Annotated in this window: 13 protein-coding genes; 7 read left to right on the top strand and 6 right to left on the bottom strand. The window is 64.6% G+C overall.

All coding sequences use genetic code 11. From position 1 onward, the window contains the following. Positions 1–173 precede the first annotated feature (173 nt). Both CAG41_RS16855 and CAG41_RS16850 read left to right on the top strand, forming a co-directional pair. On the top strand, positions 174–2,027 hold the full coding sequence (locus CAG41_RS16855) for a polyurethanase (RefSeq protein ID WP_085583127.1): 1,854 nt from the start codon (positions 174–176) through the stop codon (positions 2,025–2,027). 236 nt (positions 2,028–2,263) lie between these two features. After that, positions 2,264–2,647 (top strand): hypothetical protein, encoded by a 384-nt coding sequence (locus CAG41_RS16850; protein WP_085656805.1) that lies wholly within the window; start codon positions 2,264–2,266, stop codon positions 2,645–2,647. A gap of 45 nt (positions 2,648–2,692) precedes the next feature. Here the strand turns inward: CAG41_RS16850 and CAG41_RS16845 are convergent, their stop codons facing one another. Then, positions 2,693–2,920: a YgdI/YgdR family lipoprotein gene (locus tag CAG41_RS16845; protein ID WP_085707228.1), complete on the bottom strand. Its 228-nt coding sequence runs from the start codon at positions 2,918–2,920 to the stop codon at positions 2,693–2,695. Between the two features lie 202 nt (positions 2,921–3,122). Here CAG41_RS16845 and CAG41_RS16840 point away from each other — a divergent pair, with 202 nt between their 5' ends. From CAG41_RS16840 to CAG41_RS16825, 4 genes are all read left to right on the top strand, one after another. Beyond that, entirely contained in the window at positions 3,123–4,775 is a 1,653-nt protein-coding gene (locus CAG41_RS16840) for a VRR-NUC domain-containing protein (RefSeq protein WP_085707227.1), read from the top strand. After that, positions 4,772–7,072: an ATP-dependent DNA helicase gene (locus CAG41_RS16835; RefSeq protein ID WP_085707226.1), complete on the top strand. Its 2,301-nt coding sequence runs from the start codon at positions 4,772–4,774 to the stop codon at positions 7,070–7,072. Before CAG41_RS16840 ends, CAG41_RS16835 begins: the two co-directional genes overlap by 4 nt. Before the next feature lie 158 nt (positions 7,073–7,230). Then, entirely contained in the window at positions 7,231–8,139 is a 909-nt protein-coding gene (locus CAG41_RS16830) for a zeta toxin family protein (protein WP_085583117.1), read from the top strand. Between the two features lie 90 nt (positions 8,140–8,229). After that, positions 8,230–9,768, top strand: coding sequence for a PAS domain-containing sensor histidine kinase (locus tag CAG41_RS16825; RefSeq protein WP_085583115.1), 1,539 nt, complete (start codon positions 8,230–8,232; stop codon positions 9,766–9,768). Here the strand turns inward: CAG41_RS16825 and CAG41_RS16820 are convergent. The 4 genes from CAG41_RS16820 to CAG41_RS16805 all read right to left on the bottom strand — a co-directional run bounded on the left by CAG41_RS16820 (position 9,746) and on the right by CAG41_RS16805 (position 12,973). Then, entirely contained in the window at positions 9,746–11,101 is a 1,356-nt protein-coding gene (locus CAG41_RS16820; protein ID WP_085583113.1) for a sodium:proton antiporter, read from the bottom strand. The genes CAG41_RS16825 and CAG41_RS16820 overlap by 23 nt on opposite strands. Positions 11,102–11,128: 27 nt before the next feature. Beyond that, positions 11,129–11,740, bottom strand: a complete 612-nt coding sequence (locus CAG41_RS16815; RefSeq protein ID WP_085583111.1) for a Yip1 family protein — start codon at positions 11,738–11,740, stop codon at positions 11,129–11,131. A 134-nt stretch (positions 11,741–11,874) separates the two neighbouring features. After that, on the bottom strand, positions 11,875–12,354 hold the full coding sequence (locus CAG41_RS16810; protein ID WP_085583109.1) for a nuclear transport factor 2 family protein: 480 nt from the start codon (positions 12,352–12,354) through the stop codon (positions 11,875–11,877). 52 nt (positions 12,355–12,406) lie between these two features. Continuing rightward, a complete protein-coding gene (locus CAG41_RS16805) occupies positions 12,407–12,973 on the bottom strand; it encodes a TetR/AcrR family transcriptional regulator (protein WP_085583107.1) in 567 nt (188 codons plus the stop codon). Positions 12,974–13,210: 237 nt separating this feature from the next. Between CAG41_RS16805 and pssA the strand changes: the two genes are divergently transcribed. Beyond that, on the top strand, positions 13,211–14,554 hold the full coding sequence (pssA, locus tag CAG41_RS16800) for a CDP-diacylglycerol--serine O-phosphatidyltransferase (RefSeq protein ID WP_085583105.1): 1,344 nt from the start codon (positions 13,211–13,213) through the stop codon (positions 14,552–14,554). 168 nt (positions 14,555–14,722) lie between these two features. Here the strand turns inward: pssA and efeO are convergent, their stop codons facing one another. After that, complete coding sequence (efeO, locus tag CAG41_RS16795; RefSeq protein WP_085583103.1) at positions 14,723–15,547, bottom strand: iron uptake system protein EfeO; 825 nt, start codon at positions 15,545–15,547, stop codon at positions 14,723–14,725. Positions 15,548–15,554 lie beyond the last annotated feature (7 nt).

Here is a 15,554-nt window from a genome sequence, read left to right as displayed (position 1 = left end):
TCCGCAGGCAGCAACTCTGTGGGAGCCAGCCTGCTGGCGATGGCGGCCGCAAGGCCGTCGCACCTCCCGCATGAGCGCAGTGCAAAACGTAGTGAAATGCTCCGGGGCGTCCCCGTGGGGCGCCTTGGTTGTGGGCTATCTCTGACAATTCCAAAAAAAGAGAGGCAACAGCAATGGGTGTGTATGACTACAAGAACTTCAGTACGGCGGAATCCAAGGCGCTGTTCAGCGATGCCATGGCCATTACGCTGTATTCCTACCATAACCTCGACAACGGCTTCGCCGTGGGTTACCAGCAGAACGGCTTCGGCATCGGCCTGCCGCTGACGCTGATCAAGGCGTTGGTCGGCGGCACCGACTCGCAAGGGGTGATTCCCGGCATCCCCTGGAACCCGGATTCGGAAAAGGCCGCGCTCGACGCGGTCAAGAAGGCCGGCTGGACCCCCATCACCGCCTCGCAGCTGGGCTACGACGGCAAGACCGACGCCCGCGGCACCTTCTTCGGCGAAAAGGCCGGCTACACCAGCGCCCAGGTGGAGATCCTCGGCAAATACGACGCCCAGGGCCACCTCACGGAAATCGGCATCGCCTTCCGTGGCACCAGCGGTCCCCGTGAAATTCTCCTGCGCGACTCCATCGGCGACGTGATCAACGACCTGATGGCGGCGTTCGGGCCCAAGGACTACGCGAAGAACTACGTCGGCAATGCGTTCAACGATCTGCTCGCCGATGTGGTGGCGTTCGCCAAGGCCAACGGCTTGACCGGCAAAGACGTGCTGGTCAGCGGCCACAGCCTGGGCGGGCTGGCGGTCAACAGCCTGGCGGACTTGAGCGGCGACAAGTGGGGCGGGTTCTTCAAGGACTCCAACTACATCGCCTACGCCTCGCCGACCCAGAGCAGCACCGACAAGGTGCTCAACATCGGCTACGAGAACGACCCGGTGTTCCGCGCGCTGGACGGCTCGTCCTTCACCGGCGCCACCCTGGGCGTGCACGATGCGCCGAAGGAATCGGCCACCGACAACATCGTCAGCTTCAACGACCACTACGCCTCCACCGCGTGGAACCTGCTGCCGTACTCGATCGCCAACATCCCGACCTGGATCTCGCACCTGCCCACCGCCTACGGCGACGGCATGAACCGGATCATGGAGTCGAAGTTCTACGACCTGACCAGCAAGGACTCGACGATCATCGTCGCCAACCTGTCGGATCCGGCGCGGGCCAACACCTGGGTGCAGGACCTGAACCGCAACGCCGAAACCCACAAGGGCAGCACCTTCATCATCGGCAGCGACGGCAATGACCTGATCCAGGGCGGCAGCGGCAACGACTACCTGGAAGGCCGCGCCGGCAACGACACGTTCCGCGACAGCGGCGGCTACAACATCCTGCTCGGCGGCGCGGGCAACAACACCCTCGACCTGCAGCAGTCGGTGAGCAAGTTCACCTTCGCCAACGACGGCGCCGGCAACCTGTACGTGCGCGACGCCAACGGCGGCATCAGCATCACCCGCGACATCGGCAGCATCGTCACCAAGGAGCCGGGGTTCCTCTGGGGCCTGTTCAAGGACGACGTCACCCACACCGTGACCGCCGACGGCCTGAAGGTGGGCAACAACGTCACGCAATACGCGTCGAGCGTGAAGGGCGGCGCCGGCGCCGATACGCTCAAGGCGGGCGCCGGCGGCAGTTGGCTGTTCGGCCAGGACGGCAACGACCACCTGATCGGCGGGGCGGGCAACGACGTGTTCGTCGGCGGCACCGGCAACGACCTGATGGAGTCGGGGGGCGGGGCGGATACGTTCCTGTTCAACGGCGCGTTCGGCCAGGACCGGGTGGTGGGCTTCACCGGCAACGACAAGCTGGTGTTCCTCGGCGTGCAGGGCGTGCTGCCCAACGAGGACTTCCGCGCCCATGCCACCGCAGTGGGGCAGGACACCGTGCTGAAGTTCGGCGCCGATACGGTGACGCTGGTGGGGGTGTCGCTGAGCGGCCTCAGCGCTGACAGCATCGTCATCGCCTGACCGCCGCAAACCCCGTGGCGAGGGCGTTTGCTCCCGCAGGGACGTGCAGCCACCCCTCTGGCTGGGGGCGGTTTTGCAGTCCAGCGGGAGCAAGCGCCCTCGCCACAATGCATACAGAAAGTGACCTGCTGGCCAATTCCTGACTCAAACCCCTGCATCAACAGGAACGCGGCACTAAACCCTGCGCATGCGCAGTCGTCATTTAGATGCCGCCATTGAGTACAGGAGATTCAAACGTGAAACGTTTCAAGGGGTATGTCGTTGTTGCGGGCATGGCGCTGATGACGGCCCAGGCCTGGGCCGATCTGCCTCACAGCTCGATTCTGAGCCGTTACGGGGTCAGCACCGATGAGTTGCCGGCACCGGCCGAGACCGAGCCCGCCGAACCCGTCGAAGAGAAAAGCCGTTTTCAGCTCCAGCCGGAGCAGCCTTTGGTGACCGTGCGCCTGGGCGACGGCAAGCCGCCGCAAGAGCCCACCGGCAACCTCAGCATCGACAACATGGCCCGTCAGGACCTCGAACGCTGCCAGCGCATGCAGGCCGAAGTGGCCCGGCGCGGCGGTCAATACATCCGTTGCGACAACAGCCTTCCGGGGATGGCGCCGCCGTCGCCGCATTGAGGGCAATGCCCGGGAGCTGCCGCCCGGCAGCTCCTTGCGGGCCGGTCAGTCCTGCTTGCGCACGGTGGCCACTTCATCGCCGCGCACTTTGATCTTGGCGCCGGAAATGTCCTCGAACTCATAGAAACCGTCCTTGGTCTTGGTCTCCGGCATGTCCTTGGTCAGGTACTGGGTGCCGTTCTGCAGCGTCACCACGGTCGGGGTCGAGCAGCCGGCCAGCGCCATCAGGGCCGCCGCCAGTGAGGCGCCCAGCAGTTTGGTTTTGATTCCCATCGTTTCATGTCCTCGATTCATTCGGTCCGGCCGTTGTCGGCCTTCTAACGCGGTTGGTGCCATCAGGCTCGGAAAAGTTCGATGGACTGGCGAAAAAAACCGTCGGCGCAGGCCATTGATCCTTTTTCGTTTGCGCCAGGCTTGCCCGAGCTGGTATCTGTACGCATAACCAGTATCCGTACGCGACGACCCCGACATCACCGTGACAGCCAATCCCCTCGACGATCCGTTCTATTACCTTAACAATTTTCGGCAAGTGCTTGATTGGCTTGAGCTTCGTTATGCCGATGTGATGGACGAGGCGGAACACGCGTTCATCCACGGCTTCAAGGCGCTGCCCCAGGCCTCCCAGGGCCTGCTGGTGCGGCTGGTCATGCGCAAGGGCGTGCATTTCCGGGCGGGCAAGCTCGGCTACGCGGAGATCGGCGACATTGGCGAGGCGGCCCGGGCGCTGCTGGCGCGGGGCTGGCTCGACGAATACGCACCGCTGTCGATGGCCGAGCTGTTCGACGTGCTGCTCAAGGATGAGATCCTGCAGGCCTTCGGCCCGTACATCGACCGGCCCAAAGGCAAGAAGGCCGAGTGGCTGGCGTCGTTGGACGAACGCTTCCCCGAAGCGCGCCCGCTGCGCGGCTGGTGCCCCGAGCTGGACGAGCGCCTGTTCAGCCTGACGGTGATGGGGCTGTGCGACCGCCTGCGCCTGATGTTCTTCGGCAACCTGCATCAGGACTGGTCGGAGTTCGTGCTCGCCGACCTTGGCATCTACGCCTACGAAAAGGTCGAACTCAGCGCCGACTCCCGCAGCCTGCGCAGCCGGGCCGACGTCGATGCCTGCCTGTTCCTGCACGACTGCCAGCAGCGTTTCGAGAGCGGCGAGCCGCTGCAAGCGATCGTCGGGCAGCTCGCCGCGCTGGCGTTCGACAACCCGTGGCTGCAGCGCCGACGCGGCAAGCTGCTGTTCCAGATCGCCCAGTATTGCGAACGCCTCGGCGAGTTCGCCCAGGCATTGGGCATCTACCGCGACTGCGCGTACCCCGGTGCGCGGCTGCGGATGATCCGGGTGCTGGAGCGCTGCGGGGAATACGGCCTGGCGCTGGAGGCGGGCGAGCTTGCCGAGCAGTCGCCGGAAAGCGCGGCCGAAGCGCAGGGCCTGCAACGGGTGCTGCCGAGGCTGCGGCGCAAGCTCGGCGGCCCGCCGGTCAAGCGTGCGGCGGCCAGGCCTGTGGAGCGTCTGGACCTGCACCTGCCGTGCCTGGATCCGGCGCTGTCGGTCGAGCAGTGCGTCCAGTTGCACCTGCATGAAGACGACGGCCCGGTGCACTACGTGGAAAACAGCCTGATCAATTCGCTGTTCGGCCTGCTGTGCTGGCCGGCGATCTTCGCGCCGCTGCCGGGGGCGTTCTTCCACCCGTTCCAGCGCGGCCCGGCGGACCTGCACCATGAGGATTTCCAGCCGCGCCGCGCCGAGCTGTTCCGGGCCTGCCTGGCTGAACTCGACGACGGCCGCTACATCGACACGATCCGCACCCGCTTCGTCGCCAAGTGGGGCCTCCAATCGCCGTTCGTGTTCTGGGGGGCATTGACCGAAGCGCTGCTGGAGCAGGCGTTGGCCTGCCTGCCCGCCGAACACCTGCGGCACTGGTTCGACCGCCTGCTGCTGGACATCAAGGCCAACCGCGCCGGCATGCCCGACCTGATCCAGTTCTGGCCCGGGCAACGGGCCTACCGCATGATCGAAGTCAAAGGCCCCGGCGACCGCCTGCAAGACAACCAATTGCGCTGGCTGGAGTTCTGCGACCTGCACCGGATGCCCGTGGCGGTCTGCTACGTGCAGTGGCAGGAGCCGGACCTGTGAGCTACAGCATCGCGGTGCGGGCGCTGTGCGAGTTCACCGCCAAGTGCGGCGACCTCGACCTGCGTTTCACACCGTCGCCGACGGCGCTGGAGGGCATCGCCGGCCACCGCACCGTCGCGTCCCGCCGCAACGACAACTATCAGAGCGAAGTGGCGCTGGAAGGCGAATTCCGCCACCTGAAGGTCAAGGGCAGGGCGGACGGCTACGACCCGGCGCAGAACTGCCTCGAAGAGGTCAAGACCTTCCGGGGCGACCTGGCCACGCAACCGCCCAACCATCGCCAACTGCACTGGGCCCAAGCCAAGGTCTACGGCTGGCTCATGTGCCGCAGGCTCGGGCTCTCGCGGATCAACGTGGCGCTGGTGTACTTCGACATCGTCAGCGAGAAGGAAACCTGCCTGGTCGAGGCCTGCAGCGCCGACGACCTGCAACGTTTCTTCGAGCAGCAATGCGGATTGTTCCTGCAGTGGGCCGAACAGGAACTGGCCCACCGCCAGGCCCGCGACCTCGGCGCGCAACAACTGGGGTTTCCCCACACAGGCTTCCGGCCCGGGCAGCGGCACCTGGCCGAGTCGGTGTTCAAGGCCGTCAGCACCGGCCGCTGCCTGATGGCCCAGGCGCCGACCGGCATCGGCAAGACCCTCGGCACCCTGTTTCCGATGCTCAAGGCGTTGGCGCCGCAGCAACTGGACAAGGTGTATTTCCTCACCGCCAAGACACCGGGACGGCAACTGGCCCTGGACGCCGCGCACGTGCTGTTCGAGCGCAACGAAGCCTTGCCGTTGCGGGTGCTGGAAATGGTCGCCCGGGACAAGACCTGCGAGCATCCGGACAAGGCCTGCCACGGCGAATCCTGCCCCTTGGCCCAGGGCTTCTACGACCGTTTGCCGGCCGCGCGGCAGGCGGCCAGCCAAGTGCGCCTGCTGGATCAGGCGGCGGTCCGCGAGATCGCCCGGCAACATGCGGTCTGTCCGTATTACCTGAGCCAGGAAATGGCCCGCTGGGCTGACGTGGTCGTTGCGGACTACAACTATTACTTCGATTTCAGTGCGCTGCTGTTCGGCCTGGCCCAGTTCAATCAGTGGAAGGTCGCCGTGCTGGTGGATGAGGCGCACAACCTGGTCGAGCGCGGGCGGCAGATGTACAGCGCGAGCCTCGACCAGGCGACCCTGGACAGCGTGCGCAAGGCTGCGCCCGAGGCCCTGAAAAAGCCGCTGCAGCGGGTCAACCGCGAGTGGAACGCCCTGCACAGCGACCAGACGGCGCCGTACCAGGCCTACGACAAGGTGGGGGAGAAACTGCTTCAGGCCGTTTCCCTGTGCTGCGCGAGCATCGGCGACTACCTCAACGATCACCCGCAGGGGCTCGACAGCGGCCTGCAGAACTTCTACTTCGAGATGCTCCAGTTCGGCCGGGTGGCGGAACTGTTCGACGCGCACTACCTGTTCGACATCAGCAAACGCGACCTCGACCGCAAGCGCCCGCGCTCACAGCTGTGCCTGCGCAATGTGGTGCCTGCGGCGTTCATCGGCCCGCGCCTCGGCGCCGCCCGCAGTACCGTGCTGTTTTCCGCGACGCTCGCCCCGCGCCGGTTCTACGCCGATCTGCTCGGCACGCCGGCCGACACGGTGTCGATCGACGTCGAATCGCCGTTCTGCGCCGAGCAGTTGCAGGTGCGGATCGAAAGCCGGATCTCCACGCGGTTCAACCATCGTCAGGCGTCGCTGGCGCCGATCACCGAACTGATCGCCCGCCAGTTCGGCGAGCGTCCGGGCAATTACCTGGCGTTCTTCAGCAGTTTCGATTACCTGCAGCAGGTGGCGCAGCTGTTGGCCGAGCGGCATCCGCACATTGCGCAATGGCAGCAGTCGCGGGGCATGACCGAAGAGCGGCGCCAGGCGTTTCTCGACCGTTTCACGGCTGACGGCCAAGGCGTCGGGTTCGCCGTGCTGGGCGGCGCGTTCGGCGAAGGCATCGATTTGCCCGGTGCGCGTTTGATCGGCGCCTTCATCGCCACCCTGGGCCTGCCGCAGCTCAACCCGGTGAACGAGCAGATGAAGCGGCGCATGGCGGCGGTGTTCGGCGCCGGCCATGACTACGTTTACCTGTTTCCCGGTGTGCAGAAGGTGGTGCAGGCCGCCGGGCGGGTGATCCGCACCCAGGAGGACCGCGGCGTGGTGACGCTGATCGACGATCGGTTCGCCGAAGCCCGGATCCGGCAATTGCTGCCGCAGTGGTGGGCGCTCGACGCCTCTGAGGAGGCGTCTGCAAAAGCCCTTGAGCCTGTAGGTCGTTGACCCTCTCACTCGTGTGTTATGGAACTGGGCTTGTAGGATTTTTCATTAATAAAATCAAAGAGATATCCGGTAAATCTTTCTGCTTTGAAAATGTCGCAGACATCAGGCCTTATCGGTGCCGTCACTCACGACAGAACCTTGATAAGGAAATCAATGACATGTCCGAACTTGCGACCTATGCCTACACCCCTGCCGACGTGAACGCTGCGTATACCGACATCCGCGAAGCGTTGTTCACCGGCAAAGAGGCCAGCGAAGTCCCGCAGTTGCTGATCACCGCCGGACTGCAAGGCTCCGGCAAGACCTACTTGCTGGAAAAGACGCTGCTGCCGTCGGGGCAGTACGCGAACTACATCCGGCTGTACTCGCCGGACTTTCGAAAGAAGCATCCGCAATACGACACCATGCTGCGCAAGGGCGTGCTGCACGCGTACGAACACACGGAGTCGTTCGTGCGCGAAGTCTGCGCGAAACTGTTCGAAGAGGCCTTCACCGGCCGGTATTCCATGATCGTGGAGTGCGCCTTCGACGACATCGATTTTGCGAATCTGCCGGCCTTCGCTGCAGGCGCCGGCTACCGGATCGAAGCGCACATCGTCGCCTGCAGCCTGCCGTTCGCGTTCATCTCGGGGGTCAAGCGGGCCTTCAGAAGCCTTGAAAAGCAGGAGCTGGAGCGGTTCGTGCGGCCGTCGGACCTGCGTTCGAGCCTAGGCAATTCCCACGCGGTGCTCTTTGCCCTGGAAAGCGCGGCCAAGACGGTCGACGGATCGCAGATCCACCTGTACGAACGAGGCCTGGGCGCCCTCAATGACCGTGTGCTGCGCCGGCAAAGCACCTACAGCCTGGATGAGTCGAAAAAACTCACGGTGACCTCGATGCTCGAACCCTACCGCTACAGCGACTACGAGCAGGTCAGCGGCAATACGGTCAACACGACGGCTGAACGCGACGAAATGATCAGGGAATGCCACCTGGCCCTGAGCAAGACGGCCGCGCATGTGGATCAGGTTCCGATGTTTGTCTACAACGCACTTCACGCCCGAATCGTGAAGCACGTCTACCGTTGACCGCATTCGGGGGCGTCGATCTGCACGGGCCGCTTCTCAATCCCGTGGTTTGACGCATACTCCTGAGAGTCATGACGGGTGTGTGAGCCGATGAGCGAAAATTTCAGCAAGAATTCGATCAGTGAAGAAACGCGTTTTCGCCTGTTGATCGATGCGGTGGTCGACTACGCGATCTACATGATCGACCCACATGGCGTCATCACCAGCTGGAACTCCGGGGCCAAGCGCTTCAAAGGGTACGAGAAGGCGGAGATCCTCGGTGAGCACTTCTCGCGGTTCTACACCGAGCGCGACCGCGCCGCCGGCTTGCCGCAGCGCGCACTCGACACCGCCATCCGTGAGGGGCGGTTCGAGGGCGAAGGGTGGCGCGTGCGCAAGGACGGCACGCAGTTCTGGTGCCATGTGGTGATCGATCCGATCTTCAGCCCCGGCGGGCAACTGCTCGGGTTCGCCAAGATCACCCGCGACCTGACCGACCGCAAGAAGGCCCAGGAGGCCCTGGAGAAAACCCGCGAAGCGCTGTTCCAGGCGCAGAAGATGCAAGCCATCGGCCAGCTCACCGGCGGCATCGCCCACGATTTCAACAACCTGTTGACGGTGATCCTCGGCAACCTGGAGATCGTGCGAAAACGGGTGGGGGACGACCCGAAGGTCAGCCGCCTGCTGGAGAACGCCACCGAGGGCGTGCTGCGCGGCGTATCCCTGACCCAACGCATGCTGGCGTTCGCTCGCCGCCAGGAACTCAAGACTGAACCGGTGGACGTGGCCGCGCTGATCCAGGGCATCACCGGCCTGCTGCGCAGTTCCCTGGGGCCGGGGATCCGGATCGAGACCCGCTTTGCGCAGGGGCTCGATCCGGTGATGGCCGACGTCAACCAGCTGGAGCTGGCGGTGCTGAACCTGGCGACCAACGCCCGGGACGCGATGCCGGAGGGCGGCAGCGTGATCATCAGCACGCGGCCGGAGGTCGTGCTGGAGCATGCCCAAGCCCCGGTGATGGCCGGGCGGTATGTGTGCCTGAGCTTCGCCGACAGCGGCGAAGGCATGGACGATGCGACGCTGGCGTCGGCAAAGGATCCGTTCTTCACCACCAAAGGGCTCGGCAAAGGGACGGGGCTGGGGTTGTCGATGGTGCACGGGCTCGTCGAGCAACTGGGCGGGCGGTTCGTGCTCAAGAGCGAAAAGGGGCAGGGCACCACCGCCGAGCTCTGGTTGCCGGTGGCCGACGACGCAGTGGCTGGCAAGCCGCTGGCCTGCGCCGAGGATTCGCCGGTGGTCACGCGGCTGCGCGTGCTGGTGGTGGACGACGACAGCCTGGTGCTCACCAGCACGACGCTGCTGCTGGAGGACCTGGGCCACCGGGTGATCGGCGTGACGTCCGGGGCCCAAGCGCTGGCGCTGTTCGATCAGGGGGAAGTCATCGACCTGATGATCACCGACATGGCCATGCCGAACATGACCGGCGCCCAGTTGGCCCATGCGGTGCGGGTGCTCAAGCCCGACCTGCCGATCGTCCTCGCCACCGGCTATGCCGAGCGCCTGGAAGGGTTTGCGGCGCAATTGCCGCGGCTGTCGAAACCCTTCACCCAGGTCAACCTGCTGGAGATCATCGCCCGGTCGATGAAGTAGGGCGCTTGCGCCGCTCATAGCGGGCCAGCAGCGGCTGGGTGCTGACGCCGTGCAACAGGATGCTCAGCGCCACGACCGACAGAGTCAGGTCGGTGCACAGGGCCGTCAGCGCGTCGTTCAACCCGTGGTTCTGGGCATAGAACAGGTAGAACAGGCTGCCGATGCCGCGGATGCCGAACCAGCCGATCAGCAGGCGCTGATGTCCCGTCAACAGTGCCCCCCACGGCAGGAGCGCCACACAGGCCGGTCGGATCAGGCCGAACAGCACGCCACCGACCACCAGCGCGCGCCAGTCCCAATGGGGCATGAGCACCACCCCGAGCAGGGTGAGCAGGAACACTTCCAGCGCCCGTTCCACCAGGCTGCCGAAGGCCAGCATGTCGCCCATCATGATGCCGGCGGCCACCTGGCTGTCCTCCAGGCGCTCGGTGTCGCCGTGCACCGCGTGCTGCGGTTCGACGTTCTGATGGCCCACCACCGGTTGCACCAGGTGTTCGGCCGGTGGCTGTTCCGCCCCGGTGGATCGTACCTCTACCTGGCGCAGGCCCAGGCCTGCGGCGAACACAGAGAGAAAACCGTAGCCGCCCAAGGATTCGGCCACCACATAGGCGAGGGCGATCAGCGCCAGGGCCAGGTAATCGTTGGGGCTGACGGTGCTGTCGTCGTGGCGCAGGCGCAGCGACAAGGTGATCCGGCCGATGCCGCGTCCCAGCCAATAGCCGCTGAGCAGGCCGGCGGGCACGGCCCACAGCAGGCTGCGCAAGGCCCAGTCGGCCCACCTGTCCGACAGGTCACCTGCCGGCAGCAGCAACAAGCCCAGCAGCACGAACGGAAAGGCGATGCCGTCGTTGAGCCCAGCCTCGCCCGACAGGCCGAAGCGCACGCTGTCGACGTCGCGGGCGTCGTTGACCTGAACCAGCGCGGCGAGCACCGGGTCGGTCGGCGCCAGGATCGCGCCGACCAGCAGCGCAGGGCCCCAGCCCAGCCCCAGGCCGTAATGCAGCAGCAGGCAGACGCCGAGGATGGTCAGCACCATCACAGGTCCCGCCAGTCCGGCGGCGATCCGCCAGTTCCGGTCACGCAAGGGCAGGCGCAGTTTCAGCCCGCAGATGAACAGCGAGAACAGCACGGCGACTTCGGTCAGATGCTCCATCCACAGAGAGGCGCCGTCCAGCGAAAGCTTCAGCAGGCCCAGCCCGGCGGGGCCGATGGCGATGCCCAGCAACAGGCACACCGCCGAGGTCGTCACCGGCAGCCAGCGCAGGTATGAAGACGTCAGGGCGAGGGCCAGCAGCACGGCGCCGAGCACCGCGACCCAATCGATGAAACTCACGGCGAGCGGCCGGCGCCCCGACCGCGCCTAGCCGAGCGGCGCGCGCAGGTACTCCGGCGTCAGCACGTTGAACCACAGCAGGATCATCGACACCAGAATGGTCACCAGCACCAGCAGGCCGACGCCCCAGACGCTGGCCGCATAGAGCAGGCCTTGTTCCTTGCGTTCATGCATGAAGGTCGGCAAGCCGACGAACAGCAAGAATGTGGAGTACACCGAAGCCGCGCCCAACACCAGAATGGCGAGCCAGCGACTGGGGTACAGGCCGGCGATCCCGGCGATGAAAAACGGCGTGACGGTGTAGGCGGCGAAGCCGATGCACTGGTTGAGCGTCGGCCGCGCGTCGAACGTGCGCGACATCCAGCGGATGAACCCGCCCATGATCGCCACACCGGCGATGGTGGTGAGGTACAGCAGAAGGCTCAATTGCAAGGCGCTGGCGTTGCTGAGCCAGACCGTTTCCCCAGCCGCCAGGCTCCAGCCGACCGAGGTGGTGCCGATGAACAGGCAGACGGCGGGTATCAGGGCGAGCAACAGCAGGTGGGCGAGGTAATGCCGGGGATGGGCCTCTTCTTCGCGGCGGATGTCGCTCCAGGCGAAGTTGGGCTGGGTGAAGAGCTTGATGATGGGCGCGGACATGACGACCTCCGATCTTTCACGGCCCGGGCAGGGCTATAAAAGTATTGAGAGGCGCCTGGTGCGGCGGTTCAGTTTTTTCGACGGCGGACGCCCCGTCAGGGACGGGGCGCCCGTGTCGTCAAGGCTGCGCGGGTTTACAGGCCCAGCTCCGAGAGGCCCGGATGGTCATCCGGACGCCGGCCCAGCGGCCAGTGGAACTTGCGTTCGCTTTCCTTGATCGGCATGTCGTTGATGCAGGCGTAGCGGTTGAACATCAGGCCGTTCTCATCGAACTCCCAGTTCTCGTTGCCGTAGGAACGGAACCAGTTGCCCGAGTCGTCGTGCCATTCGTAGGCGTAACGCACGGCGATGCGGGTATCGGAGAACGCCCACAGCTCCTTGATCAGACGGTAGTCCAGCTCCTTGGCCCACTTGCGGGTCAGGAACGCCTTGGCTTCGGCGCGGTTGTGGGCGAATTCGGCGCGGTTGCGCCATTGGGTGTCCAGGGTGTAGGCCAGCGACACGCGTTCCGGGTCGCGGGAGTTCCAGCCATCCTCGGCCAGGCGAACTTTCTCGATGGCCGATTCACGGTTGAACGGCGGCAATGGCGGACGAACTTCGGCTGCAGTAGACATATTTGTCTCCCGATCAATTAACAGTTAAACAACTTGTCGGCTTGTTTCGGCGTTACAGGTCCAATAACTTTCGCGCCATGCATTGCGCATTATCGGCGGCACTGTGATCACCCATCACAAGCGCTACGGTAATGGCGCCGTCGATCAGGATCAGCAACTGTCTGGCCAGCTGTTGCGGATCCTCGGCGCCATGTTCGGTGCACAGCTCGAACAGGTAGTCGAGCAGTTTCTGTTTGTGGTCTTTGGCGACCTGGCGCACCGGATCCTCGGGGTCGCCGGTCTCGCCGCTGGTGTTGATGAAGGCGCAGCCCCGGAAGCCTTCGGAGGCGAACCAGCCCTTGAGCACGGTGAACAGGTTGAGCAGGCGGTCGGCCGGGGTTTCGGCCTGATCCACCGCGGTCCTGTACCAGTGCATCCAACGCACGTCGCGGCGTTGCAGGGCGGCGACGGTGAGCTCCTCCTTGTTGGCGAAGTAGCGGTAGATACTTTTTCTGGAGACACCGGCGGTCTTCACCAGGAGATCCATGCCGGTGGCGGCGATGCCACTTTTGTAGATCAACTTTTCGGTGACATCCAGGATGATGTCGCGGGTCGTGTCGTTGCTATTGATTTCGTTCATGCGGCAAACAGTAGAACGATCGTTCTCCTTGGTCAAGAAGATATTTTGTGAATCTTCTCGATCGTTTTGGCGGATCGTCCCGGGCGCAGGGGTGGGGTTCTTGTTCTGTGGCGCTTTCATTGACGCCATCGCCCGCAGGCTGGCTCCCACAGGAGGTCTTTACAGACACTCACAAGACCGGGCCGAATCGATGGTGTAAGCTCTCGGGTTCTTCGGATTCGACCCATAGCGAGCCCTATGCCGTTGCTTTTCAAACGCTCCCTGCTGCCCAAGTTGCGCAGCTTTCCGCTGACCGCCGAGGCCGTGACCGTGCTGTCCGGCGCTGCCGAGTTCCGCCGTTGCCTGCTGGAGAAGATCGCCCAGGCGACCCAACGCATCTACATCGTTGCGCTCTATCTGCAGCACGATGAGGCCGGCCAGGAAATCCTCGATGCCTTGCATGCCGCCAAGCTCAAGCGCCCCGAGCTTGAGATCGCCGTGGTGGTCGACTGGCTGCGCGCCCAGCGCGGGCTGATCGGCGCCGGCAAGCAGCCGGGCAACGCGGCGTGGTATCAGGAGATGACCCGCACCCACCAGAGCACGGTGCCGATCTACGGCGTGCCGGTGCAGACCCGCGAGCTGTTCGGCGTGCTGCACCTCAAAGGCTTCGTGATCGACGACTGCGTGGTGTACAGCGGCGCGAGCCTGAACAACGTCTATCTGCACAAGTTCGACAAGTACCGCTTCGACCGCTATCACCTGCTGCACAGCCGCGAACTGGCGGATTCGATGCACCATCTGGTCAAGCATGGCCTGATCGAGTCGAAGGCCGTGCACCGCCTGGATCTGCCGAAACTGCCGACCACCCGCAGCCTGCGCAACGACATCGGCGACCTGCGCAGCCGCCTCAAGCACGCGGCCTACGACACCACGGCCGGCAGCACCGAGCGCAACGGACTGTCGGTCAGCCCGGTGCTTGGGGTGGGCAAGAACAATCCGCTGAACCGGGTGATCCTGGAACTGATCGCCAGCGCCCAGCGGCAGCTGACCATCTGCACGCCGTACTTCAACCTGCCGCTGGGGGTGGTCCGCGAGATCAACCGGGCGCTGGCCCGTGGGGTGAAGATCGACATCGTGGTGGGCGACAAGACCGCCAACGACTTCTACATCCCGCCGAGCGAGCCGTTCAAGGTGATCGCGGCGCTGCCGTACCTGTACGAGATCAGCCTGCGGCGGTTCGCCAAGCGCCATCAGCGCTCGATCGACAGCGGCCAGCTGAACCTGCACCTGTGGCGCGAGGGCGACAACAGCTATCACCTCAAGGGCATGTGGATCGACGAGCGCCGCACCTTGCTGACCGGCAACAACCTCAACCCGCGGGCGTTCCGTCTTGACCTGGAAAACGCGCTGCTGATCGACGATCCGAAGGGGGAGTGGCTGCAGCCGCGGCAGCAGGAACTGGACAACATCATGCGCCACACCACGCGGATCGCGCATTTCCAGAGCCTGGAAGCCTTGCCGGACTACCCGGCCGGGGTGGCCAAGTTCCTCAAGCGTGTGAGCCGGGTGAGGGTGGAGCGCCTGCTGTACCGCATTCTGTAGCGCTCCACACAGGCCTGTTCACCCCAGCCTTTTGTGGGGAGGCTTGCGGCCTGCGGGGATGCTTTGTGGGAGCCAGCAGGCTGGCTCCCACAGGGATCTGTGTGCGACGCAGATCCAATGCGGGAGCGGGCTTGCCCGCGATAGGGCCCTTCAGAACACGACAGAAAATCAGTTCAGCCCCAGCTTCCCACGCAACGTGGAAAGGTCTTCCGCCAAGGTATTGACCGGCCCCACCAACGCCTTGCGGTCGTTCTCCTTCACCTTGTCATACGTCTCGAACCCACCGTCCTGGGTGCGGTACTTGGCCAGGATCTTGTCCACGGTGGCGAAGTTCTTGTCGACCTTGGCCACGAACGCCTTGTCCTGCTTCTCGATCTGCGGGCGGAACAGGTCGACGATCTTCTTCGCCCCGTCAATGTTGCCCTGGAAGTCGTACAGGTCGGTGTGGCTGTAGCGGTCTTCCTCACCGGAAATCTTGGTCGCCGCCACTTCCTCCAGCAGCGCCGCCGCGCCGCCCACCACTTTCTCCGGCGGGAAGGTCAGGCCGGCGACACGGGCCTGCAGGTCCTTGACGTCCTTGTTCAAGCCGTCCGCCAGGGCATCCAGGCCGTCGGTGCTCTTCTCGGAGAACAGCGAATACTCGATGCGGTGGAACCCGGTGAAGTCTTCGGCCTTCACGCCTTTCTCGTGGTCGTCCACCCGGGAATCGATGGAGGCGTCGAGGTCGCTGAACAGCTCGGCGATCGGCTCGATGGACTCGTAGAACACCCGGGTCGGCGCATAGAGCTTCTGCGCGGTGGCCAGGTCGCCTTTCTTCACGGCGTCGGTGAACTGCTGGGTGTGGCTGGCCAGTTCATCCAGTTGCTCGGTGACGTAGATCTTGTAGTCCGACACCGGCCCCACCAGGTCCAGCGGCGCGGTGGCGGCGAAGGCCGGAAGCGGGGTGTTGAGCAGACCTAAGGTCAGCAGCAACGCGAGAGGCGTTTTCTTCATGGGGTGG

It is taken from the genome of Pseudomonas sp. B35(2017) (genome assembly GCF_002113645.1).
Taxonomy (GTDB): domain Bacteria; phylum Pseudomonadota; class Gammaproteobacteria; order Pseudomonadales; family Pseudomonadaceae; genus Aquipseudomonas; species Aquipseudomonas ekonensis.
This window is presented reverse-complemented; position numbering and strand designations above follow the sequence as displayed.

What these genes read in the sequence shown, in the direction of transcription:
- CAG41_RS16855 (WP_085583127.1), top strand. Translation starts at nt 174, where the DNA reads ATGGGTGTGTATGACTACAAGAACTTCAGTACGGCGGAATCCAAGGCG.
- CAG41_RS16845 (WP_085707228.1), bottom strand. Translation starts at nt 2,920, where the DNA reads ATGGGAATCAAAACCAAACTGCTGGGCGCCTCACTGGCGGCGGCCCTG.
- CAG41_RS16830 (WP_085583117.1), top strand. Translation starts at nt 7,231, where the DNA reads ATGTCCGAACTTGCGACCTATGCCTACACCCCTGCCGACGTGAACGCT.
- CAG41_RS16825 (WP_085583115.1), top strand. Translation starts at nt 8,230, where the DNA reads ATGAGCGAAAATTTCAGCAAGAATTCGATCAGTGAAGAAACGCGTTTT.
- CAG41_RS16815 (WP_085583111.1), bottom strand. Translation starts at nt 11,740, where the DNA reads ATGTCCGCGCCCATCATCAAGCTCTTCACCCAGCCCAACTTCGCCTGG.
- CAG41_RS16810 (WP_085583109.1), bottom strand. Translation starts at nt 12,354, where the DNA reads ATGTCTACTGCAGCCGAAGTTCGTCCGCCATTGCCGCCGTTCAACCGT.
- CAG41_RS16805 (WP_085583107.1), bottom strand. Translation starts at nt 12,973, where the DNA reads ATGAACGAAATCAATAGCAACGACACGACCCGCGACATCATCCTGGAT.
- pssA (WP_085583105.1), top strand. Translation starts at nt 13,211, where the DNA reads ATGCCGTTGCTTTTCAAACGCTCCCTGCTGCCCAAGTTGCGCAGCTTT.
- efeO (WP_085583103.1), bottom strand. Translation starts at nt 15,547, where the DNA reads ATGAAGAAAACGCCTCTCGCGTTGCTGCTGACCTTAGGTCTGCTCAAC.